Consider the following 21,754-nt stretch of genomic DNA (forward strand, 5'->3'; position numbering starts at 1 on the left):
TCTGTTAAATAGATGGGAAATGCCCCCGGATCAGGGCAGTCTGACCAGCATCTTGCCGGTATTGCGGCCCTGGAACAGTCCGATAAAGGCTTGCGGCATGCTGGCCAGCCCCTCGCTGACGGTCTCCTCGGCCTGGAGGGTGCCCGCTTCGAAGGCCGGCATGGCCTCGGCCAGGAACGCCCCGTAGTGCTGCCAGTGATCGGAGACCAGCAGCCCCTGCATCAGGATGCGCTTGCGGATCACCTGGGAGAGGTTGCGCGGGCCGCTGGCCTGGCCGTTGCTGTTGTACTGCTCGATGAGGCCGCACAGCACGATGCGCCCGTGCACCACCAGGTGGTTGAGGGCGGCATCCAGCATGGCGCCCCCCACGTTCTCGAAGTAGACGTGGATGCCTTCGGGGGCGAGGCGGGCCAGCTCGGCGTCGAGATCCGGGGTCTCCCGGTAGTTGATCACCGCATCGGCACCCAGGGTCTTGAGGTAGGCGACCTTGTCGGCCGAGCCGGTGGAGCCGATGACCCTGGCCCCCGCCTGCTTGGCGAGCTGGACCGCCATGGTGCCGACCGCTCCGGAGGCCGCCGAGACCAGCAGGGTTTCACCGGCCTTCAGGTGCGCCACCTTGTGCAGGCCCGCCCAGGCGGTCATGCCCGGCATGCCGAGGGCGCCGAGGAAGCGCTGGGGCGGCAGGGTGGTGTCGGGCAGGCGGGTGAGCTGGGCGGCGTTTGCCACGAAGGCATCCCGCCAGCCCAGCATGCTGCTCACCTTGTCCCCCACCTTGAAATCGGGATGGCGCGATGCCTGTACCGTGCCGATGGCGCCGCCGTCGAGGGGACCGTTGAGGGGGAAGGGAGGAACGTAGCTTTTTGCCTCGCTCATGCGGCCGCGCATGTAGGGGTCCACCGACAGCCACTGGTTGGCGACCTGTACCTCTCCCTCCTGCAGGGCGGGCAGGGGCACGTCCCGGAGGGCGAAGTCCTCCAGGGTGGGGAGACCGGTGGGGCGACGCAGCAGTTGGATTTGATGGCTGATGGCATTCATGGGCATTCTCCGGCAGTGGGGCCGCGCGTCGGGCGGCGGCCTGGTATTTTTGTTTGTGTGCAAACTAAAATCAGGGTAGTCCTGAACGCGGGGGCTGGCAACTGTTTTGTGTGCAAACTATTCAGCCCCGAAGTTGATGGGGTATACTGTCCCCTTGTCGTCAGCGAGGTCCTCCATGAGCGAATTGAAAAAGCAGGTCTGTTTTGCCCTCTACAGCGCCTCCAATGCGGTGATGCGTGCCTATCGGCCGCTGCTGGACAAGCTGGATCTCACCTATACCCAGTACCTGGTGATGCTCTCGCTCTGGGCCCGGGACGAGGTCAGCCTCAAGGAGATAGGGCAGGAGACCGGACTGGATGCGGGCACCCTGACCCCCATCGTCAAGCGGCTGGAGAGCAAGGGGTGGCTGACCCGCACCGTCTCCCACGAGGATGAGCGGCAAAAGTGCATCAGCCTGACCGAGGCGGGACGCCAGTTGCAGCAGGAGGTCAGGGAGTGCTGTCTGGCGGACAGCTTGCGCAATCAGGTGGATCTGGCCGATGCTGAGTTGGCCCAGCTCAAGCAGCTTTGCGATCGCGTGGCGGCGCAGCTGGGGCGCTGATCCCTTTTCCCGTCAGGAGTGACCCGATGAAACCCATGCAATCCCTGCTCCCTCTGTTTGCCATCCTGCTGTGCGCCTGCGCCGATACCTCCTATCCCCGTTCCGAGTTGCAGATCGACGATGCCGATGCCTGGCAGGCCATCTGCAAGGACGGGGTCCGGGTGCGGGCGGTCACCGACGAGGGGATCTGTGCGGATCACCGCGGGGTGGCCATGTGGACAAATAAACCAAGGGCTGCACGGATGGCAGAAGAAGCGGCCAAGTAGTGTGACCTGTACGACATAAAATGACATGACCGGCCATGGGGCCGGTTTTTTTCGCGATCTTGCCAGCACTTTGGCACCTTGTTCATGGTGCACTCATTTTTCTCTTCCCATACTGGCCCTCAAGGTAGCAAACCAACAGGAGAGAGAGATGCAATCATCCATCGTCGGGCTCTCCATTCTGTGGGGGCTGGCCAGCTTTGGTGTTCAGGGGGATTTCATCGAGAGCCGTGATACCGCCTCCCCCTCCTGGCAGGCCGAGTCCAGAGTGGAGATGGAAGGGTACTTGATGGAGTCGTTGGGCGCCGATCGCTGGGTGTTCGACAACGGCAGCGAGAGCCTGGAAATCTCTCTGCCCAAAGGGCAGTGGGTGTCGACCGGTGAGCGGCTGCGGCTGCGCGGCGAACCCTTGCAGGAGCAGAACGGCTGGTTGCTGCAGGTGCAGGACGTCAGCCAGGTCGAGGCATGACGAGGCGTCCACCACCTGGCGGCGCGATGGCGCCCGCGGGGCTGTGTTGACCGCGAATGCCCTTGATAGCAGAGACAAGAAGAGGAGGCCCTGGCCTCCTCTTGCTTTTGGTGCTCCCCGGATGCGGGGTGGGTTGTCAGCCCAGGTGGTTGAGGGGCAGGGCGGTCTTGTGTTTGATGCGGCGCAGCACGAAGCTCGAACGCACCCCGGTCACGCCGGAGATGTGGGTCAGCTTGTCCAGCAGGAAGTGCTGGTAGTGCTCCATGTCCCGCACCACCACCTTGAGCTGGTAATCCGCATCGTTGCCGGTGATGAGGTCGCACTCCAGCACCTCGGGCAGATCCTTGACGGCGCGATCGAAGTTCTCGAACCGCTCCGGAGTGTGCCTGTCCATGGAGATGTGAATGTAGGCGGTGAGGGTCAGCCCCAGCTGGCGGGCATTGAGCAGGGTGACATGGGTATCGATGAGACCGGCATCCTCCAGCGCCTTGACCCGGCGCGAGCAGGGGGAGGGGGAGAGCCCGACCAGCTCGGCCAGCTCCAGGTTGCTGATGCGGCCATTCTCCTGCATCAACTCCAGAATATGTCTGTCGATACGATCAAGTTTCAGCATTCTCCGTTCCTCGTTGCAATTACTAATTCACTTTTCCTAGATTAAGGGTGAATTATTGCAAAAACAACTGAAAATACCTGCTACTTCACAACCACTCACCGCACCGGCAGGAGTACCATGGTTTCATCTTCCGGTGGCAAGACAGGCGCCCGACCAGGCACCTGTGGTGAAGGACCTTACCGGGTCAAGAGCCCCATCAGCCGTTCGACCTTATCGGGAAACAACGGGCTGGAACGAGAGCACCCCCTCCCCGAAGGCAACAAAGCAGGCATCCCGGCGCCTGCTTTGTTGTTTTTGCGTTCCGCCCGCTCAGGGGCGGGGCGGCCGGATGCGATAGAGGCAGCGGCTGTCCCCCTCCAGCAGATACTGCTCCCGCTCCACCTCTGCCGGCGCCAGCAACCGGCGAAACAGCGCCAGCTCGCTGCGGCAAAAGCCCCGACAGGCCCTGGCCGCACTGCAGATGGGGCAGTGACTCTCCCACCACAGCCAGCTGCCGTCCTCCTCCTGCGACATGTCCGCCATATACCCCTCCTGGGTGCGCAGCGCCTTGAGCGTCATCAGCCTGTCTGCCAGCGCCGGCTGGGTCAGCCTGGATTCATAGCGTGCCTGCATCTGCTGCTCCCGCCGCGTGATGAGCTGCTCCATGCCCGCGTCGCCAAACACCTGCCGGATATCGTCGATCAGCTGCAGGGTCAGATCGCCATGGGTGTCGGGGAAGCGTTGCCAGGCCTGGTCGGTGAGGTGCCACAGACGCACCGGGCGACCGCGGCCGCGGGCCTCGTCGCTAAACCCCACCCAGCCCTCGGACTCCAGGGCCATCAGGTGCTGGCGCGCCCCCATGGACGTCATCTGCAACTGGTCGCCGAGTTCGGCGGCGCTCTGGGGGCCGCGGGTTTTCAGCAGATAGAGGATCTTGTCGGTACTGGCGTTCATGGGGGCTCCGGTGGTGGGTATCGGTGCGGTGACCGCCTGGATGAGGTCATTATGGGTAGCAGGGCGATTTAAATCAACAATCTGCTTTACTTAATGGACGACCCCTCACAATATAAATAAACCGATGACTTTATTTAATGAGGCGAAGATGGAAGGGATCAAGGGACAGGCGACCCTCTGGGTATTGGTGATGACGGTGACGCTGGCGGTGGCGGGGTTCAGCCTGCCTTCCCCCGTCCTGGCGCCGCTGCTGCTGGATCCGGCCCAGGGCATGCTGACGCCACAGGCGTCGGACTGGAGCCGCAAGGTGTGGCTTGGCGTCATCATGGGGCTCTATCCGTTGTTTCAACTGTTGGGGGCCCCCTTGCTTGGCCGTCTCTCCGATCGTCATGGGCGCAAGCCGGTGCTGACCCTCTGTCTGGTGGGGGTGCTGGCGGGGTATGTGCTGATGGCCCTCGGCATCGCCTGGCGTTCCCTGCCGCTCTTGCTGCTGAGCCGGGTGGTGGAGGGCTTCTTCAACGGCGACATCGCCATCGTGCAGGCGATGGCGGCGGACATGAGCACGGCCAGGACCAAGGCCCGCAACTTCGCCCGCATCAACATTGGCATGAACCTGGGCTGGGTGGTGGGCCCCATGATCGGGGGCTATGCGGCCGTGGTCTCGGGGGATTACAGCCTGGCGGCCTGGCTGGCGGTGGGGATGACGGTGATCAACCTGCTGCTGGTGCTCTGGCTGCTGCCCAATCGTCCCCCGGTGCCGGCGACCCGGGATGAGGTTCCTCTCTCGACCCGCCAATTGCTGTTGCAACCTCGTCTCCTGCCCTACTTTGCCCTGACCCTGGCAAGCTACGGGGCGGTACAGCTCTACTTCACCTACTTCAATGTCTGGCTGGTGGAGCGGCTGGCATGGGATCCGGTGCAACTGGCCCAGGCCGCCGTGCTGGTGAGCGTGCCCATGATGCTGGGCTCCTGGATCGGTGAGCAGCTGGCACGGCACTGGCGCGGCAGCTCCCTTGGCATCGTCGGCCACCTGGTGATGGCGGCGGGCATGCTGATGTTCATCCTGCCGACCCAGTGGTGGGGGCTCGCGCTCACCTTCATCCCGGCGGGCATCGGCATGAGTCTGGGGGAGCTGGCCACCTCGGTGGCGGTCTCCAACCGCAGCCATGCCAGCCAGCAGGGGCAGGCGATGGGGCTCTACCGCGGTCTGGCGGTGGGCAGCGAGATCCTGGCGGTGGTGCTGGGCAGCCTGGTGCTGCTGGCGGGGACCGAGTGGCCCTTCTACCTGGCCGGCCTCTGCGGCGTGATCTGTGCCCTCGGTTTCTACGGATTGCGCAGACGGGCGGACAGGCGAAACGCCGTGGCCGGGTGCGCCGAGGCGGGCTGACGAAGGGCGCGGGGATCACAGTTCGGCGACGGGATGGCGGGCCGGACTTGCATCGCGGCGCCGAGTCTGGGACGGTATGGCTCTTTGCTCCGCTTTTCCCGATCCCCCGGTGAGCGCGTCTCCCATCATGGACCCTGCGATGCCCAGTCCGCATTCCCGGCGGTGAGATGTGTCGTCATGGCACTGGAAACGGGAGGGGATGGCGCCGCACCCGTCTCGACATTCTTGGAGGTGATATGAGTCGTTATCAGGCCATTGCATTGGACATGGACGGTACCCTGCTGAACCGGGATCACAAGATCTCGTCCGCTACCCGGGCGGCCCTGGCCCAGGCCCGGGCCCACGACATCAAGGTGCTGCTGGTGACGGGTCGCCACTTCATGACGGCCCGTCCCTTCCACCACGAGCTGGCCCTCGACACCCCCATCATCTGCAGCAACGGTGCCTACCTCTATGATCCGGTGCAGGAGAGGATCCTCGCCGGGGATCCCCTGGCCGTGGCGCCCCTCACTGCCCTGCTGGAGGAGGTGCAGGCCCAGCAGATGGGGGCGCTGTTCCACCTGGGGGACGGCATCGGCTACCTGGGCTGCGAGGAGCACGTGGGCCGGATGCGGCGTTGGTCGGCAACCCAGCCGGATCATCTCAAGGTCTCCCTGCTGCCCGCCGAGGATATCGAGTCCTGGTTGCAGTCCCCCATCTGGAAGCTGGAGTTGTTCAACCAGGACCCCGGCCGGTTGCACCGTTTCGTCGGGGAGGTGGTGGAGAGACTGCCCTTCACCCGTGACTGGGCGGCCCCCTATGCGGTGGAGCTGGTGCAGCCAGGTTGCAGCAAGGGCAACCGGCTGGCCCAGTGGGCGGCGAGCGAGGGGATCGCCATGGAGAACCTGGTGGCCTTTGGCGACAACAACAACGACATCAGCATGTTCGAGCAGGTGGGGCTGGCGGTGGCCATGGGCAATGCGGCGCCCCAGATCCAGGCCCATGCAGATCGGGTCACCGCGGATCACAACGAGGATGGCATCGCCCTGGCGTTGCAGCGCTGGGTCCTGCCCGCCTGAGGGGAAAAACAGTCTGCGGCATAAACAGAAAGGGGCCATGTCGGCCCCTTTTTGTCAGCTCCCGAAGGAGAACTGGATCACCCGATCCGGGAAGCGCAGCCGGTTGTAGTCCCGGTATACCCCTTCGTAGTGACGGATGGCGCGCTCGCGCTGGGCACGGTAGTAGTCGCGCTGGCGGCTGTCGCTCTCGCCCCGGATCTGCTGATCCAGCTGGTGGATGCTCCGCTCGGTGCGCTCCAGCTCCTGCTGCAATTCGCCGAGGCGCTGCTCCAGCAGGTACTCCTTGCGGCCGCGCTCGAACTGGGTGAGGAAGCTGGTGTCGTTGGGGCAGACCCCCAGGTATTCGCTCCCCTCCCGTCCCTTGCTGTAGGCCAGCTCGGGGATGCAATAGAGCTCCAGCCCCTTGGCGTAGCCGCGCTGCCACTCCGCCTCATCCACCTTGAGGCCGTATTCCCCGCAGGTCTTCTGATAGTCGCGGGTGGCGCTCCGGGTCTTGCCCTGCTCCCCGTCCTGATAGCCCTGGTTGTACCAGCTCATGGCACGGCACTCCTCCTCCGAGAGGGAACTGCACCCGGCGAGCAGGAAGGGAAGGGTCAACAACAGTATCTTGGGGGACATGAGGGGGCTCCGACAGCAAAGGGGGTGGGGCATTCTAGAAGAGGAGGCCCGTCCGGGACAAGCACCGGGCGAGGGGGCCGTATCATGATGTTTTTATCAGTATTTTCAAGCCGTTGTAGACGGGCTTCCGGCAGCCTTTTCTTGCCGGGGGAGGCAGGGTAAACTGCGCCTACTTTTAACTGGCATGTAACATAAAAACAATGAAAGTCCTGACCGTCGATTATCGCTCCCCCGATGCGGCCGAGCGCTTCACCGAATCCCTGCGCACCACCGGCTTCGGGGTGCTGACTCACCACCCCATCCCGAAGGAGCTGGTGCAGTCCATCTATGACAACTGGTATCGCTTCTTCATGAGCGAACAGAAGCAGGATTTCCTGTTCAATCGCGAGACCCAGGACGGCTACTTCCCGCCCTCGGTGTCCGAGGTGGCCAAGGGTCACAGCCAGAAGGACATCAAGGAGTACTTCCACATCTATCCCTGGGGCCAGATGCCGGCAGAGCTGAAAGAGCAGGCGATGGAGTACTACCGCCTCGCCAACGATCTGGCCGCCGAGCTGCTGGGCTGGGTGGAGCAGCACACCCCGGGCGACATCGCCGCCCACTACAGCTGCCCGCTCTCCTCCATGATCGAAGAGAGCCACAAGACCCTGCTGCGGGTGCTGCACTACCCGCCCTTCGACGGCACCGAGGAGCCGGGCGCCATCCGCGCCGCCGCCCATGAAGACATCAACCTGCTGACCATTCTGCCCGCCTCCAACGAGCCGGGCCTGCAGGTGAAAGGTTCAGACGGGGAGTGGATGGACGTGCCCTGCGATTTCGGCACCCTCATCATCAACATCGGTGACATGCTGCAGGAGGCCTCCCGCGGCTACTACCCCTCCACCACCCACAGGGTCATCAACCCGACCGGGGGCAGTGCCGCCAAGTCCCGCATCTCCTTGCCGCTCTTCCTGCACCCCCGTCCGGATGTGGTGCTCTCGGAGCGTCACACCGCCCACAGCTATCTGATGGAGCGGTTGCGGGAGCTGGGGGTCATCTAATCCCGCCAGACCCGAGCAGACAACAAACCGGAGCATCCCCGCTCCGGTTTTTATTTTGTGGCACGATTGGTTAGTTATCCGAATTTTATTGGTTAATGATGCTAAAAGCTGAGTTTTATATCGGATATACGCCGAGTGATTGCGCGCCTGCGGGCGTACTCTGAGCGCCATTTCGTGCCTCGCTGGCAGGCCCTTCCCGTGGAGTTCTTATGAAGCAGTCCCAATGGTCATCCCGGCTCGGTTACATCCTGGCCGCCGCAGGTTCCGCAGTCGGTCTCGGCGCCATCTGGAAGTTCCCTTATGTCACCGCCGCCAACGGTGGCGGCGCCTTCCTGCTGGTCTTTCTGTTGTTCAGCTTCACCCTGGGGGTGGCGGTGCTGATGGGGGAGACCTTGATCGGCAGCCTGACCCGGCGCGGGGTGGTGGGCGCCTTTGGTGAACTGATGGGCAGGCGCTGGCGCTGGGTCGGTGCCATGGGCTTGCTGTGCAGCCTGCTCATCTTCTGTTTCTACAGCGTGGTGGGCGGCTGGACCCTGGGGTACACGGGCATGGCCCTGGCGGGGGAGCTGCAACAGGGGGACGGCGCGGCACTGACAGCCCGTTTCAACGACTACGTCGGTGATCCGCTCTGGCCGGTGCTGACCCACCTGCTGTTTGCCGGCTTGACCTGGTGGTTCGTGCGGGGCGGCGTGCAACAAGGGGTGGAGCGCACCCTGCGCTGGATGATGCCGGCCCTCTTCATCATGATCTTGCTGCTGGTGGCCTTCGGCCTCACCCTGCCGGGCGCCATGGGCGGGGTGCGCCACTTCCTGATGCCCGATTTCAGCAAGCTCGGCATGTCGGGTGTGCTGGACGCCATGGGGCTGGCCTTTTTCTCCCTCTCCATCGGCCTTGGCATCCACACCACCTATGGCGCCTACCTGCCTTCCAGCGAAGGGGTCGGTCGCTCCAGCCTCTGGGTAGTGCTGCTGGCGAGCGTCATCGCCGTGCTGGCGGGCCTGATGATCTTCCCGGTACTGGCGGCGACCGGTATTGACCCGGCCTCGGGCCCGGGCCTCACCTTCATGACCATGCCGGCGGTGTTCCAGCAACTGCCCTTCGGCCAGGGGCTGGCGGTGGTGTTCTTCTCCCTGCTGGTGGTGGCGGCGCTCTCCTCCTCCATCTCCCTGCTGGAGCACTTACAGTGCTTCCTGTGCGAGAGCCTGGGCTGGTCCCGCCGCGCGGCGTGCAACCTGGTCATTGCCCTGGTGATGGCGGGTGGCATCCCGGTGAGCCTGTCGTTCGGTCCCTGGGCCACCCTGACCCTGTTTGGCAAGAACATCTTCGAGTTGCTGGACTTCATCACCTCCAACCTGATGATGCCCCTGTTCGGGCTGGCCCTGACGCTGCTGCTGGGCTGGCGGCTCGGTCGCCAGGCGCTGCCCGAAGGGCTGGCTCCCCACTGGCGAGCCCTGCTGATGGGCTGCTGGCGCTGGCTGGCTCCCCTGCTCATTGGCGGCATTCTGGTGCGCGGCCTGGTGTAGGGAGGGGTGGTCATCTCTGCCACTCCCCGGCCGGGCTGGCCGGGGAGTGGGGTGGCAGGATTGACTCTTTATAAAAATCTGTTAATTAAAAATAAACAGAGTAATGATCTGAAATTTCGATATTTTATTTTGGTTAAATCTGTTTTTGGTTCTGTTTTAGACTATTTCCTGTCAACTTCTCTTGCCATGGTTTAGGCTGTGGCTCCTTTTTACCGTGCAGGCGTCGCCCTCCCATGTCACCCCTTATCGCTCTCTGTGGCCGATTTAGCCCCTTCCTGGAGAGGTGACCTTGCAGGTGTCGTTTGTCTGACTGTTCATTGCAAAGGTCGCTCTCAGGCGGCCTTTTTTGTTGCGGCGCACACCGCGTCTAGCCATGGAGTATCGAACTGATGTTGTCTTGCCCGGAGGTTGTATGAGCCAGGTTCAGTGGTCTTCCCGTATTGGTCATGTGCTGGCGGCCGCCGGCTCGGCGATCGGCCTTGGCGCCATCTGGAAGTTTCCCTATGTGACAGCCACCAACGGGGGCGGTGCCTTCCTGCTGGTGTTCCTGCTCTTCAGCTTCACCCTGGGGGTCGCGGTGCTGGTGGGGGAGACCCTGCTCGGCAGCCGCAGCCAGCGCGGCGTGCTCGGCGCCTTCCACAAGCTGGTGGGGCCGAACTGGCGCTGGATGGGTTACATGGGGATCCTGTGTGGCTTCTTCATCTACAGCTTCTACAGCGTGGTGGGGGGCTGGACCGTGGGCTATGCAGCCCTGGCCGTGGGCGGCGAGCTCAACCTGAGTGAGGCGAGCACCCTCACCGCACTCTTTACCGGTTATGTGAGCGATCCCCTCTGGCCGGCCCTCACCCATCTCGTCTTCGCCGGGCTCACCTGGTGGTTCGTGCAGGGAGGGCTGCAACAGGGGGTGGAGCGGGCGCTGCGCTGGATGATGCCGGCCCTGTTCGTGATGATGCTGCTCCTGGTGGTGACCGGGCTCTCCATGCCGGGGGCCATGGCCGGGGTACGCCAGTTCCTGATGCCCGACTTCTCCCACCTGACGGGGCAAGGGGTGCTCGACGCCCTGGGGCTGGCGTTCTTCTCCCTCTCCATTGGCCTCGGGGTACACACCACCTATGGCGCCTACCTGCCGAGCAGTGACGGGGCGCTGCGCTCCGGGGTCTGGGTGGTCACCCTGGCGAGCTGCATCTCGGTGCTGGCGGGGCTGATGATCTTCCCTGTGCTGGCCTCCACCGGCATCGATCCTGCCGCCGGCCCCGGCCTCACCTTCATGACCATGCCGGCGGTGTTCAACCACCTGCCGTTCGGTCAGGGGCTGGCGGTGATCTTCTTCCTGCTGCTGCTGGTGGCGGCGCTCTCCTCCTCCATCTCCATGCTGGAGCACCTGGTGCGCTTCACCACCGAGGAGTGGGGCTGGTCGCGCCGCAATGCCTGTCGGGTGCTGACCCTGCTCATCATGGCCTGCGGCATTCCGGTCAGTCTGTCGTTCGGGCCCTGGGCGGACTACACCCTGTTTGGCAAGACCCTGTTCGATCTGCTGGATTACCTCACCTCCAACCTGATGATGCCCTTGTTCGGTCTGGTGCTGACCCTGCTGCTTGGCTGGAAGCTGGGGGACAGTATTGTACCTGCGGATCTCTCGCCGCTGATGCGTGGCGCGCTGCTCTGGTGCTGGCGGCTGGTCGCCCCCCTGCTGATCGCGGGGATCCTGGTGCGGGGCTTGTTGTAACGCACCTGCCAGGGCGGCATGCACCGCCCTGGCTGGCTATAGGCCCTGATGGGGACCGAGGGGCGGCAGTTTGGGGGCCAGGTGGGATCTCACCTGTTGCAGTGTCTCCCGATAGGCGTTCCCATGGTGCTCCAGGAAGGCGGCACTGTGGTTGAGACGCTGCTCCAGCCTGTCCACCAGGCGGGCCACCGCCGGGGCCGCCATGCCGGCGGGCCAGCACTGGGTCAGCAATACCAGCAGTTGCCAGGCATCCCCCGCCTGGGCCGGGAATCGCTCCTGCAGGGTCAGAGCACTCTGCACGGCGAGCTGGAGCTGACCCGTGGTCATGGCCCGTTGCCGCTCCTCGCGCAGCTGGGTCAGCTGCTGCTCCCGCTGCGCCAGTTGCCGCGCCAGATCGTCGACCACCTGCAAAATGAGCCCCTGCAGCAGCGGGGTCTGTGCCACCGGCCCCTGATACTGGCCGAGCTGGGCCAGATAACGCTGGGCATGGTGGGGAAGCCCGCAGAACTGGCTGACGGCCACCCCGAGCAACTGGTTGAGGTGATTGTCCCGCGCCGCCTCCGGCGGGTGCTTGGCCAGCAGCATCAAGGCGTCATCGAATCGATAATCCAGACCCAGCATCAGGGCGCGCAGCAGCCCCTCCTCGTGGGCACGCAGGGTCACGGCCTGCTGACCGAGCTCCTCCAGGGCCTGCTGCAGCCCATGAACTCTGGCCTCTCCCGGTGGATGCCAGAGCACCGCCAGGGTCGCATCCAGCAGGCAGCGTTCGACGGAGTGGCGAAACGTCTGTTTGGGGAAGTAGCGCAGGATGAAATCGGTGGCCTGCGCCAGCACCTGATCTTCATCCCTTCGCAGCAAGGCCAGCAAAATGGCCACCTGGCGCCACTGCGGCTGCCAGGGGCAGCGTTGCAGTAAGCCTGACAAGGTTTCCCAGGCCGGATCCCACAGCGCCTCGTGCAGTTGGCAGGCGAGAACCAGCGCCTGATGGATGACGGGGGGCAGTCGCTCCCGGTTGCGGGCCAGATCCTTGTGGGCACTCTCCACCCGGTTCAGCCCGAGCAGGGCCTGGTTCAGCCCCTGGCGTGGCCACCAGGCATCGTACTCCGTGGTGCAGATGGCGTAGTGCTGGGCGGCCTGCACCCGTTCCCCGGCTTGCAGCAGCATGTAGCCCTTTACCCTGTCCATCTGTGCTTCCAGCCCCTTGTGGCTGGCGTGCCGGTAAAGCAGATCCTCGCACTGGGCGCAGGCGCTGCGCCACTCCCTGAGCGTCATGGGGGTGGCCAGGGGGCGGGTCACCGTGGTCAGTGCCAGCAGCGCTTGCAGGCTGTGCGCCAGCTGCTCCGTGGTGAAGGGCACGGCCAGACGCAGGGCGAAATAGAGGTCGGAGGGGGGGAACTGGCCGGTGTCCTCGTCCTGCTCCAGCAGCAGGAGCACGCAGCCGGGCGCGAGCAGGCCCAGGTGGTGTGCTTCATGCAGCAGCCTGACGCCCTCGTGGGCCTGGTGGTGATACTGGCGGCAAAGAATGGCATCGAAGGCGTGCTGGCGCAGCAGGGCGGGCAGGCTTGCTATCTCTTTGCAGTGGAACAGTTCGGTGGGGGGCAGCCCCAGATCACTCAGTCCCTGGGTGAGGGTCGAGCCCATCATGGCATCGTCTTCGATGAGGAGGATCTGCATCTTTGACGCTCCTTCGCCGGTCGGGGGTGGCGAGGTTGGATTCAAAGTTAGCCTCCACTCTCCCGCGAGAGCCAGAGGGGGTCAATACCCCACCTGGGTCAGGGATGGCTCAGTGCCGGCCTTGGGCAGGGCAAAGAAAGCATCACTGAAGGCCGGGCCCCCTGGCCGAGAAGGGGCAGTCCCGCTGCGGGACACGCAGCTCCCCGGCGCCCGTCTCTCCCTGCCAGGCGAGCTCGAGTTGGCCCAGGCGCCCGAGGCGGCGCAGCTCGAACTCGTAGCGCAGGCAGGGGTTGTCGGTGGGCAGCTGTGTCATTCCGGCGGGCAGCCGGTAGTCGTAGCGCAGCAGAGGGCCATCTTGCAGCCGGCTCTGCACGGGCACCAGCCCCTCCGCCGTCGGTGCGGGGGCCTTGAGATAGCGGCGCAGCGCCACCGGGGCGTCGATGGCTTTTTGATAGTGAAGGCCGTTCATGGCTGCCAACTCCTCCTCCAGCCGCGTCAGCTCCCCCTCCAGTCCGCTCAGGGCGGCGCCTAGCTGTTGATGGGCCGGGGAGGCGCAGCCTCCCAGCAGCAGGGTCGTGATCAGCAGGGCGGGACGGACGGCAGACATGAAGGTTCCTCGGGTGCCAGGGTCAATGACTATAGCAGGGGATTGGTGGGCGGCGTGCCCCTCAGCAGCCCGGCGAGGCGCTCCAGCCCTTCGGCGACGCGGGCGTCGGTGGCGGGCTGGCTCAGGCTGAGGCGTACTCCCTGCGGGGCGGCAAACTGGCCGGCGGCGAAGTGTTCTCCGCTGGCGACCCCCACGTCAAGGGCGTTGGCGGCCTCCGCAAACTCCTGGCTGCGCCAGGGCTCGGGCAGTGGCAGCCAGGCGTGCATGGACCCCGGCTGCCAGCGCGCTCCCGGCAGCAGGTGGCGCAGGAGCTCACCCCGGCGCGCCAGGATTTTTCGCTGGTGTTCGATGAGCGGCATGATCTGGCGCTGGCTCACCAGCTTGCAGGCCAGCTCGATGAGCAGCGGACTCACCATCCAGCTCGACAGCCGCATCGCCTGGGCGAAGCTGTTGCGAAGGGCGGGAGGGGACAACACGAAGCCGACCCGCAGGCCGCCGCAGGCGATCTTGGCGAGACTGCCAAGGTAGATGACCCGCTCCGGTGCCAGGTTGACCAGGGGAGGGAGCGCACTTTCGGGCAGCAGGCCGTTGACGTCATCCTCGACGATCAGCAGATCGTGGCGACGGGCGATGGCGACGATGGCGTCGCGCCGCGCCAGGCTCATGGTGGCCGTGGTGGGGTTTTGCAGGGTGGGGGTGAGGTAGAGCAGCTTGGCCCGGCGGGTACGGCACGCGGCATCCAGCGCCTCCGGCAGCAGTCCCTCCTCATCCATCGCCAGTCCCACCACCTGATTCTTGAGCTGGCGTGCATTGCCCAGCATGCCGGGGTAGCTCAGTCCCTCGCAAAACAGGGTCTCTCCCACGCAGCCGGTGGCCAGCAGGGCCAGCATGATGCCGTGCTGGGCACCATGGCTGAACAGCAGGCGATCTTCGCTCGCCGTGATGCCCTGCTCGGCGAGCCAGTCGACGAACAGCTGGCGCTGTGCGGGGCGTCCGGCCTCCTTGTCATAACCGAGCAGGCCGTTGAGATCCCCCTGCGCCAGCTCGGTGAGCAGGGGCCGGATGATGGCGCCCCTGTCCAGCTGGACCGGGAGGTTCTGCCACAGCTCGATGCGCTGGCTGTCTTCATTGCGGATCACCCATTCGTTGGCGGGATCCGCCGCTCCCCTGACCCAGGTGCCGTGCCCGACCCGGGCCGCCAGCAGGCCCCGTCGCTCCGCCTCGGTGTAGGCGCGGGTGACGGTGCCCACGGTGACCCCCAGCTTGTCTGCCAGGGCCCTGTGGGTCGGCAGCCGGGTCTCGGGTGAGAGGATGCCGGTGGCGATGGCCTGCTCGATGGCCTTGACCAGTTTGAGGTAGAGGGGCCCCTCGAAAGGGGTGAGGTCGGGCGTCCAGATTGTCATGGTGACAATAAATCTATTGATCCAAGATTGTCCGCAATATAGCGTGATTATCAGTCTTTACACAACCAATAAGCACACATTGTATCGGTACAATGTGGCGAGAAAGGAGTCTCCCCATGACCATCGAATGGTATGCCACCCTGTTTGGCTTCGCCCTGCTCACCTGCGGCACGCCCGGGCCGAACAACCTGATGTTGACGGCGTCCGGCGCCAACTTCGGCGTGCGTCGCACCCTGCCCCATCTCATCGGGGTGGCGGTGGGCCAGCCTGTGCTGCAACTGGTGCTGGCGCTCGGCTTCTATCCGCTGTTCGAGCGCTGGCCCCTGCTCAAGCTGAGCCTGCAGGTGCTGGGCAGCCTTTACCTGCTGTGGCTGGCGTGGCGCATCGCGGTGGCAGGCGCCCCCGGAGATCCCGCCAGCCGTGCCCGCCCCTTGACCCTGCTTGAAGGGCTGGGCTTCCAGTTCCTCAATCCTAAGGCGTGGATGATGGGGATCTCGGCCATCAGTCTGTTCAGCCTGCCGGGGAGCGACTACTGGCCGAGCATGTGGGGCATCATGAGTGTCTTCCCCATGGCGGGGTTCCCGGTCTGCTTCGCCTGGGTGATGTTTGGCCATCAGCTCAGCCGCTGGATCAACTCGGACAAGGGGTGGCGTCGTCTCAACGGCAGCCTGGGTGCCTTGACCGCCCTGTGCGTGGTGATGCTCTGGTATTAACAGCACCTTGATTATTCATGCAAAGAAAATGCATTGCTGACCTTGTCGTCAGGGCGTCGGCTCTGCATATTAGGAGGCTTGCCGTATCTGAACGAGGTTGAGATGGATCTGAACTGGTTGCTCCCCCTGGCGGGCTTTGCCCTTATCACCTGTGGCACGCCGGGCCCCAACAACATGCTGCTCACCAGTGCCGGGGCCGCCCAGGGGTTTCGCCGCTCCGTGCCTCTGCTGGTGGGGGTGGTGGGGGGCATCAACCTGATGATCCTGGCCACGGCCCTGGGGCTCGGGGTGGTGTTCGAGCGTCTGCCCCTGCTGCACGACGGCCTCAAGCTGGTGGGGTCGGCCTACCTGCTCTGGCTGGCCTGGAAGGTGGCCAACGCCAGTGGCCCGGCGGAGGGGAACCGGCCGCTCATCCCGGCCCATCAGGGGGCCATGCTGCAACTGCTCAATCCCAAGGCCTGGATGATGGCGCTCTCCGCCATCAGCGGCTTCACCCTGGCGGGGGAGGCTTACTGGCCGTCCGCGGGCTGGGTGCTCGGCATTTTCTTCGTGACCGGCCTCTATACCGGTGCCTTCTGGGTGCTGTTCGGTGCCCAGGTGCGCCGCCTCATCCGCACCGCCACCGGCTGGCGTCGTTTCAATCTGGGCATGGGGCTCGCCACGGCGGCCTGCGTGCTGATGATCTGGGTTTAGGCCTCGGCCTGAGCCTTTACCGGCTGTCTTGTTGGCCCTTCGGGGCCTTTTTTATTGCCGGGGCGGTGCGATCAAACGCGCCCCCTGAGGGATTGCGGCATTGGTTTGCACCATCGGGTGACATAAGGAGATCCCATGAAATGTATCGGTCTGCTGGGTGGCATGAGCTGGGAGTCCACCGTCAGCTATTACCAGGCCCTCAACCGGGGGGTACGCGAGCGGCTCGGCGGTCTGCACTCGGCGCGGGTGCTGCTGAGCAGCGTGGATTTTGCCGGGATAGAGCGGTTGCAGCACGCCGGTGACTGGCCCGCCACCGCCCGTCTGCTGGCGGCCGAGGCCAGGGCCATTCAGGCCGGTGGCGCCGATTTCCTGCTGATCGGGACCAACACCATGCACAAGGTGGCGCCGGAGATCGAGGCCGCCATCGACATTCCCCTGCTCCACATCGCCGATGCCACGGCCCATCGCCTCCAGGCCGACGGGGTGACCCGGGTAGGATTGCTCGGCACCCGCTTCACCATGGAGCAGGATTTCTACAAGGGGCGGCTCCAGGAGCGCTTCGGGCTGGAGGTGCTGGTGCCTGATGACGCTGCACGGGAGCGGGTGCACCGCATCATCTATGACGAACTCTGCCTCGGCGACATTCGCGAGTCGTCTCAGGCCGAGTATCTGGCCATCATCGCCGATCTGGCACAGGCCGGTGCCCAGGCGGTGATCCTGGGTTGCACCGAGATCGCCCTGTTGGTAGGGGCGTGCCAGGCCGCCGTGCCCCTCTACGACACCACCGCCATCCACGCCGAAGCCGCGGTGGCACTGGCCCTTGCCTGATGTGATGCGGGCGGGGTGACCCTCTCGGCGCCCCGCCTGTTTTTTCCTCCTTTCATAACTGTGAGTCAGCCTTCATTTCAGCAGGGCTGAAGCCGTTTTTATTGTCAATCGGCTCACATTTCCTCCGTTTGTCTCTTGAGTCCGGGGCGTCAGACGCCTAGTTTTCGATAACTGAAACGATTCAGCTTTCACAAAAACAAGAGACACGAGGATAAATCCATGTTGAAGAAACTCTCCATTGCCGTGCTGCTCGCCCTGGGCGCCACCGCGGGTCACGCCGCCGAATTTCTGCTGACCGACTCCCAGCAAGGGCTGGATGTGGGGGACTGGAAGATCACCAGCGAGAAGCTCGGCATCAAGAGTCCGGTTCCCTTCACCATCGAGAAGAAACGCCTGCACGGCGGCCGCCAGGAAGGGGTGGATCTGCTCATCGTCGACAACGGCGTCATGAAGATCACCCTGGTGCCGACCCGCGGCATGGGGATCAAGGAGGTCAAGGCGGCGGATCTGCGCCTCGGCTGGGATTCACCGGTCAAGGAGGTGGTCAACCCCGCCTTCATCGATCTCGAGAGCCGTGGCGGCCTCGGCTGGCTCGACGGCTTCAACGAGATGCTGGTGCGCTGCGGCTACGAGTGGACGGGTCATCCCGGAGTGGATGACGACGGCCGCCTCAAGAGCCTCCATGGCCGGGTGCAGAACATTCCCGCCTCCGTGGTCAGCGTGACCGTGGACGAAGAGCCGCCCTATGCCATCCACGTGCTGGGCCGGGTGGACGAGCGCACCTTCAAGATGAGCGAACTGGTCACCTGGACCCAGCTGAGCGTGGTGCCCGGTCAGGCGGAATTTGCCCTGCAGGACAAGCTGACCAACCACGCGGACTACGAGAACGAGTACCAGATCATCTATCACGGCAACTTCGGGGCCCCCATTCTGGAGGAGGGTGCCAGGGTGAGCACGCCGGTGAAGCAGATCTCCCCGTTCAATGACTACGCCAAGGCCGGACTCAAGGGTTGGCAAACCTATCTGGGGCCCACCAAGGGCTTCGACGAGATGGTGTTCAACCTGGTGCCCTACAGCGACGCCGACGGCAATACCCTGGCAGTGCTGAACAACCGGGCCGGCAACGCCGGAGTGGCGGTGGGCTACAACATCAGACAGCTGCCGGTGCTGACCCTGTGGAAGAACACCGACACCCGGGCCCAGGGCTATGTGACCGGCATCGAACCCGGTACCAGCTATGCCTACAGCACCAAGTACCAGCGCCCGCTCGGGCTGGTCCCCAAGATCCAGCCGGGGGAGACCAAGACCTTCGATCTGACCTATCGCCTGCTGCAAAATGCCGACGAGGTGAAGCAGGCCCTGGCCCAGGTGGAGAAGATCCAGGGCGGTCGGGCCACCGAGCTGCGCGAGCAACCCCTGGTCAAGCTGCCATAAGGGAGAGACCCCCAGCAAAAAGCCGCTCCATGAGCGGCTTTTTCATATCAGGCCCGTCGATCAGACGTGGCTGTACATGGCTTCTATCTCGCGCTGGTACTTGGCCTCGATGATCTTGCGGCGCAGCTTCATGGTGGGGGTGATCTCCCCGAGCTCCATGGAGAAGGCGCTCGGCAGCAGGGTGAACTTCTTCACCTGCTCGAACTTGGCCAGCTCCTTTTGCAGATCCTGAATGCGGGCCTCGAAGAACTCCATCACCCGGGAGTGGCGCAGCAGCTCGGTCTTGCACTGGTACTGCAGGTTGATGGAGCGGGCATACTCCTCCAGGGACTCGAAGCAGGGCACGATGAGCGCCGACACGAAGTGGCGGGCATCGGCGACGATGGCAATCTGCTCGATGAAGCGATCCTTGCCGAGGGTCCCCTCGACCAGTTGCGGCGCCACGTACTTGCCGTTGGAGGTCTTCATCAGCTCCTTCAAGCGCTCGGTGAAGTAGATGTTGCCCTCGTCATCCAGCTCGCCTGCATCGCCGGTGCGCAGGAAGCCATCCTCGGTCATCACCTCGGCGGTGGCCTCTGGTTTGTTGTAGTAGCCACGCATCACGGTGGGGGCGCGCACCAGCAGTTCATTGTTCTCGCCGAGTTTCACCTCGATGCCGTTTAGCGCCGTGCCGATGGAGCCCAGCCTGAACTGGGTGTCTTCATAGCAGCAGACGGTGGCGGTGGTTTCGGTCATGCCGTAGCCGTACTTGAGGTTGAGCCCCATGGCCTGGAAGAAGAGATTCACCTCGTCCGCGAGACGGGCGCCCGCCACCGGCAGGAAGCGGGTGCGACCGCCGAAACGGGCGCGCAGTTTGCGAAACACCAGGCGCTCGGCAAGCCAGAGCTGGCCATAGAGCAGGGGAGAGGCGGACTTGCCCGCCTGACGGGTGGCGACCATCTGTTTGCCCACCCGGGTGGCCCAGCCGAACAGGGCGCGGCGCAGGCGCGGCGCCTGGGCGACCTTGGCCTGGATCATGGCGTAGGCCTTCTCGTAGAGGCGAGGCACGGCGCACATCACGGTGGGCTTCACCTCGCCGATGACATCCATCACCTTCTGCGGGTCGCGAATGTAGACGTTCTCGGCGCCGCAATAGAGCACGTAGTAGCTCCAGGCGCGCTCGAACACATGGCTCAGCGGCAGCATGCAGAGGGAGACATCCTGCTCGCTGAGGTCGAGGCGAGCGTCATGCATCTCGAAGCAGGCGGCCATGTTGGCGAAATCGAGCATGACCCCCTTGGGTTCGCCCGTGGTGCCCGAGGTGTAGATGAGGGTCAGCAGGTCGTCCATGCGGTAGTGGCGCTCGCGCTCGCGCAGCACCTGCTCGCTGGGTTGGTGGTTGCCGGAGACGAGGAAGGCCTGGAAGTGGCTGGCCGAGGCGCAGCCGCGCAGATCGACGGTGCCGTCCAGGGCGACGATGTGGCTTATCTCGCCGCTGTCGATGAGGTGCAGCGCCTGATCGAACTGGGGCTGCTCCCCCACGAACAGCATCCTGATGCCGGCATCCTTGACGATGTAGCGCAGCTGATCGAGGGTGCTGGTGGGGTAGATGGGCACGCTGACGCCACGGGCGGCCAGGATGCCGAGGTCGGCCTGGGTCCACTCGGGCATGTTGCGGGCATAGATGCCGACCATCTCGCCGGACTGGTGGCCCGCCCGGATCAGTCCCTGGGCGCAATAATCCATGGCCTGACCCAGGGTTCGCCAGCCGATGGCGCGCCACTGGCCATCCTGCTGGACGCGCAGGGCGGCCTTGTTGCCAAGGCGGGCAATACGCTCACGCATCACTCTAACCAGATGAAACTGCGACATCTCACGCATCCTCAAGTAACAGTTGTGCGCCCGCAGGGGCACCAAAATCGGGGCTGGAGTTTAAACTCTAACATTACAGCTTACAAGTGTGCGCCATTTGTCCTGGATCACAAAGTCGTCAACCAGATGAGAGTGAGGCATGATAGGGGGCAGGGATCGGATTCATTCAGGGAGTTGCACCATGAATATCGGGATCAAGAGCCTGTTCACCGGCGTGTTGCTGCTGTTGGCGGGGGCAGGCGCCCTCTGGTATCTGCTGGGGGGCGCGGGGGAGCAGGATAATCCCTGGCTGAGTGGCGCCGAGGGCTATGAGCAGGCGCAGCGGCTGGCGCTGAGGGAAGGATACCCCTTGCTCTACGTGATCGAGCGCGCCAAGTGCCGACGCTGCAAGGCGCTGAATACCAGGCTGTGGCGTGCCCCCGAGATGCAATCCGCCCTGGCGGGGCTGGTGAAGGTGCGACTCAACCCGGATGCGGGGGATGGCAGCGAGCACATTCTGCGCCGCTTCCCCCAGGTTGCGACGGCCCCTGGCATCTATGTCCAGCGACCGGGTGAGCCGCTTCGCCCCATCAAGATCGCGGTGGATATCGAACAGATCTGGATGCCCGGCGTCACCTATGGTCGCGGCTTCTTCATGCCCCTCTCGGGAGCCGCCTTCGAGGCCGTGCTGAGGGTGACCCTGAGCCTGGAAGACCCCTCCATCGACAACGCGCCCCTGCCCTGAGGGAGAAGCGAAGCGGGGGAGTCAGGGAGGCCAGAGAGGGTGTTGCCCGCTGACGGCGGTCTGCAGCGGGTTGTCAGCCGAAGTCGAACAGACGGGACATCAGCACGGCATCCTCCCTCTCCTGCCCGGTGCCATAGTAGTCGGCGCGGCGGCAATACTCGGCAAACCCCTCGCTCTCGTAGAGGTTGATGGCGGTGCGGTTGCCGGCCCTGACCTCCAGGAACCAGGCCTCGGCCTTGCTGGCCTTGCTGCGGGCCAGGTACTCCCTGAGCAGCGCCCGCCCCAGCCCCTTGCCCTGAAAGTCGGGGTGTACGCAGATGTTCATCAGGGAGCTGTCTCCCGCCACCAGATCCGAGATGTAGAAACCGGCCGGTCGTCCGTCCACCAGCATCAGGCCGTTGAGATAGCGCGGCCCGAAGCAGGAGAGAAGGTTGGCCTGGCTCCAGGGCTCCTGGTGGGCGGCCTGCTCGATGGGGTAGATGGCTTCGAAGTCCGATTCGAGCAGGGGGCGAAAATGGGGCAAGAGGTCAGACATGGTCACTCCGGACGGGATTCAGGCTT

General features: G+C 64.4%; 22 protein-coding genes. 13 read left to right on the forward strand and 9 right to left on the reverse strand.

The window, feature by feature from the left end; all coding sequences use genetic code 11:
* Nucleotides 1-30: 30 nt before the first annotated feature.
* Entirely contained in the window at nt 31-1,035 is a 1,005-nt protein-coding gene (locus H7R73_RS03475; protein ID WP_049635933.1) for an NADP-dependent oxidoreductase, read from the reverse strand.
* Nucleotides 1,036-1,210: 175 nt separating this feature from the next.
* Here H7R73_RS03475 and H7R73_RS03480 point away from each other — a divergent pair, with 175 nt between their 5' ends.
* The 3 genes from H7R73_RS03480 (at nt 1,211) to H7R73_RS03490 (ending at nt 2,368) form a co-directional block, all read left to right on the forward strand.
* Entirely contained in the window at nt 1,211-1,636 is a 426-nt protein-coding gene (locus H7R73_RS03480) for a MarR family winged helix-turn-helix transcriptional regulator (RefSeq protein ID WP_029313694.1), read from the forward strand.
* A 35-nt stretch (nt 1,637-1,671) separates the two neighbouring features.
* Complete coding sequence (locus H7R73_RS03485) at nt 1,672-1,902, forward strand: hypothetical protein (RefSeq protein WP_029313696.1); 231 nt, start codon at nt 1,672-1,674, stop codon at nt 1,900-1,902.
* A gap of 148 nt (nt 1,903-2,050) precedes the next feature.
* Complete coding sequence (locus tag H7R73_RS03490; RefSeq protein ID WP_010672893.1) at nt 2,051-2,368, forward strand: hypothetical protein; 318 nt, start codon at nt 2,051-2,053, stop codon at nt 2,366-2,368.
* A gap of 136 nt (nt 2,369-2,504) precedes the next feature.
* On the opposite strand, the gene H7R73_RS03495 is transcribed toward H7R73_RS03490, so the two are convergent.
* Both H7R73_RS03495 and H7R73_RS03500 read right to left on the reverse strand, forming a co-directional pair.
* Nucleotides 2,505-2,981: an Lrp/AsnC family transcriptional regulator gene (locus H7R73_RS03495; protein WP_010672894.1), complete on the reverse strand. Its 477-nt coding sequence runs from the start codon at nt 2,979-2,981 to the stop codon at nt 2,505-2,507.
* A 309-nt stretch (nt 2,982-3,290) separates the two neighbouring features.
* Complete coding sequence (locus H7R73_RS03500; RefSeq protein WP_041214535.1) at nt 3,291-3,914, reverse strand: helix-turn-helix transcriptional regulator; 624 nt, start codon at nt 3,912-3,914, stop codon at nt 3,291-3,293.
* A gap of 148 nt (nt 3,915-4,062) precedes the next feature.
* Here H7R73_RS03500 and H7R73_RS03505 point away from each other — a divergent pair, with 148 nt between their 5' ends.
* Complete coding sequence (locus H7R73_RS03505; protein ID WP_069652460.1) at nt 4,063-5,301, forward strand: MFS transporter; 1,239 nt, start codon at nt 4,063-4,065, stop codon at nt 5,299-5,301.
* A gap of 236 nt (nt 5,302-5,537) precedes the next feature.
* Nucleotides 5,538-6,359, forward strand: a complete 822-nt coding sequence (locus H7R73_RS03510; protein ID WP_010672897.1) for a Cof-type HAD-IIB family hydrolase — start codon at nt 5,538-5,540, stop codon at nt 6,357-6,359.
* Nucleotides 6,360-6,413: 54 nt separating this feature from the next.
* Here H7R73_RS03510 and H7R73_RS03515 read toward each other — a convergent pair whose 3' ends face one another.
* Entirely contained in the window at nt 6,414-6,977 is a 564-nt protein-coding gene (locus tag H7R73_RS03515; RefSeq protein ID WP_010672898.1) for a DUF2799 domain-containing protein, read from the reverse strand.
* A 200-nt stretch (nt 6,978-7,177) separates the two neighbouring features.
* Between H7R73_RS03515 and H7R73_RS03520 the strand changes: the two genes are divergently transcribed.
* From H7R73_RS03520 to H7R73_RS03530, 3 genes are all read left to right on the forward strand, one after another.
* Nucleotides 7,178-8,017 (forward strand): isopenicillin N synthase family dioxygenase, encoded by an 840-nt coding sequence (locus H7R73_RS03520; RefSeq protein WP_010672899.1) that lies wholly within the window; start codon nt 7,178-7,180, stop codon nt 8,015-8,017.
* A gap of 209 nt (nt 8,018-8,226) precedes the next feature.
* Entirely contained in the window at nt 8,227-9,540 is a 1,314-nt protein-coding gene (locus H7R73_RS03525; protein ID WP_010672900.1) for a sodium-dependent transporter, read from the forward strand.
* 412 nt (nt 9,541-9,952) lie between these two features.
* Nucleotides 9,953-11,266, forward strand: a complete 1,314-nt coding sequence (locus H7R73_RS03530; protein WP_041211033.1) for a sodium-dependent transporter — start codon at nt 9,953-9,955, stop codon at nt 11,264-11,266.
* Between the two features lie 36 nt (nt 11,267-11,302).
* On the opposite strand, the gene H7R73_RS03535 is transcribed toward H7R73_RS03530, so the two are convergent.
* From H7R73_RS03535 to H7R73_RS03545, 3 genes are all read right to left on the reverse strand, one after another.
* A complete protein-coding gene (locus tag H7R73_RS03535) occupies nt 11,303-12,940 on the reverse strand; it encodes a hypothetical protein (protein ID WP_103260805.1) in 1,638 nt (545 codons plus the stop codon).
* A gap of 142 nt (nt 12,941-13,082) precedes the next feature.
* Nucleotides 13,083-13,547, reverse strand: a complete 465-nt coding sequence (locus H7R73_RS03540; protein WP_103260804.1) for a hypothetical protein — start codon at nt 13,545-13,547, stop codon at nt 13,083-13,085.
* A 29-nt stretch (nt 13,548-13,576) separates the two neighbouring features.
* The gene (locus H7R73_RS03545; protein ID WP_182951472.1) at nt 13,577-14,950 is read right to left on the reverse strand and encodes an aminotransferase-like domain-containing protein; all 1,374 of its coding nucleotides are present in this window, start codon (nt 14,948-14,950) and stop codon (nt 13,577-13,579) included.
* 116 nt (nt 14,951-15,066) lie between these two features.
* Between H7R73_RS03545 and H7R73_RS03550 the strand changes: the two genes are divergently transcribed.
* The 4 genes from H7R73_RS03550 to H7R73_RS03565 all read left to right on the forward strand — a co-directional run bounded on the left by H7R73_RS03550 (nt 15,067) and on the right by H7R73_RS03565 (nt 18,618).
* Nucleotides 15,067-15,663, forward strand: coding sequence for a LysE family translocator (locus H7R73_RS03550; protein WP_039039402.1), 597 nt, complete (start codon nt 15,067-15,069; stop codon nt 15,661-15,663).
* 102 nt (nt 15,664-15,765) lie between these two features.
* Entirely contained in the window at nt 15,766-16,356 is a 591-nt protein-coding gene (locus tag H7R73_RS03555; protein ID WP_010672906.1) for a LysE family translocator, read from the forward strand.
* Between the two features lie 135 nt (nt 16,357-16,491).
* On the forward strand, nt 16,492-17,184 hold the full coding sequence (locus H7R73_RS03560; protein WP_103260802.1) for an aspartate/glutamate racemase family protein: 693 nt from the start codon (nt 16,492-16,494) through the stop codon (nt 17,182-17,184).
* Nucleotides 17,185-17,403: 219 nt separating this feature from the next.
* Nucleotides 17,404-18,618 (forward strand): aldose 1-epimerase family protein, encoded by a 1,215-nt coding sequence (locus H7R73_RS03565; protein WP_103260801.1) that lies wholly within the window; start codon nt 17,404-17,406, stop codon nt 18,616-18,618.
* 60 nt (nt 18,619-18,678) lie between these two features.
* Here H7R73_RS03565 and H7R73_RS03570 read toward each other — a convergent pair whose 3' ends face one another.
* Entirely contained in the window at nt 18,679-20,469 is a 1,791-nt protein-coding gene (locus H7R73_RS03570) for an AMP-dependent synthetase/ligase (RefSeq protein ID WP_103260800.1), read from the reverse strand.
* Nucleotides 20,470-20,650: 181 nt separating this feature from the next.
* On the opposite strand from H7R73_RS03570, the gene H7R73_RS03575 reads away from it, so the two are divergent.
* Nucleotides 20,651-21,193 (forward strand): hypothetical protein, encoded by a 543-nt coding sequence (locus tag H7R73_RS03575; protein ID WP_042016521.1) that lies wholly within the window; start codon nt 20,651-20,653, stop codon nt 21,191-21,193.
* 73 nt (nt 21,194-21,266) lie between these two features.
* Here the strand turns inward: H7R73_RS03575 and rimI are convergent, their stop codons facing one another.
* Nucleotides 21,267-21,716, reverse strand: a complete 450-nt coding sequence (gene rimI / locus H7R73_RS03580) for a ribosomal protein S18-alanine N-acetyltransferase (protein WP_103261185.1) — start codon at nt 21,714-21,716, stop codon at nt 21,267-21,269.
* Nucleotides 21,717-21,754 lie beyond the last annotated feature (38 nt).

This window comes from Aeromonas sp. WP2-W18-CRE-05 (genome assembly GCF_014168615.1).
GTDB lineage: Bacteria > Pseudomonadota > Gammaproteobacteria > Enterobacterales > Aeromonadaceae > Aeromonas > Aeromonas caviae.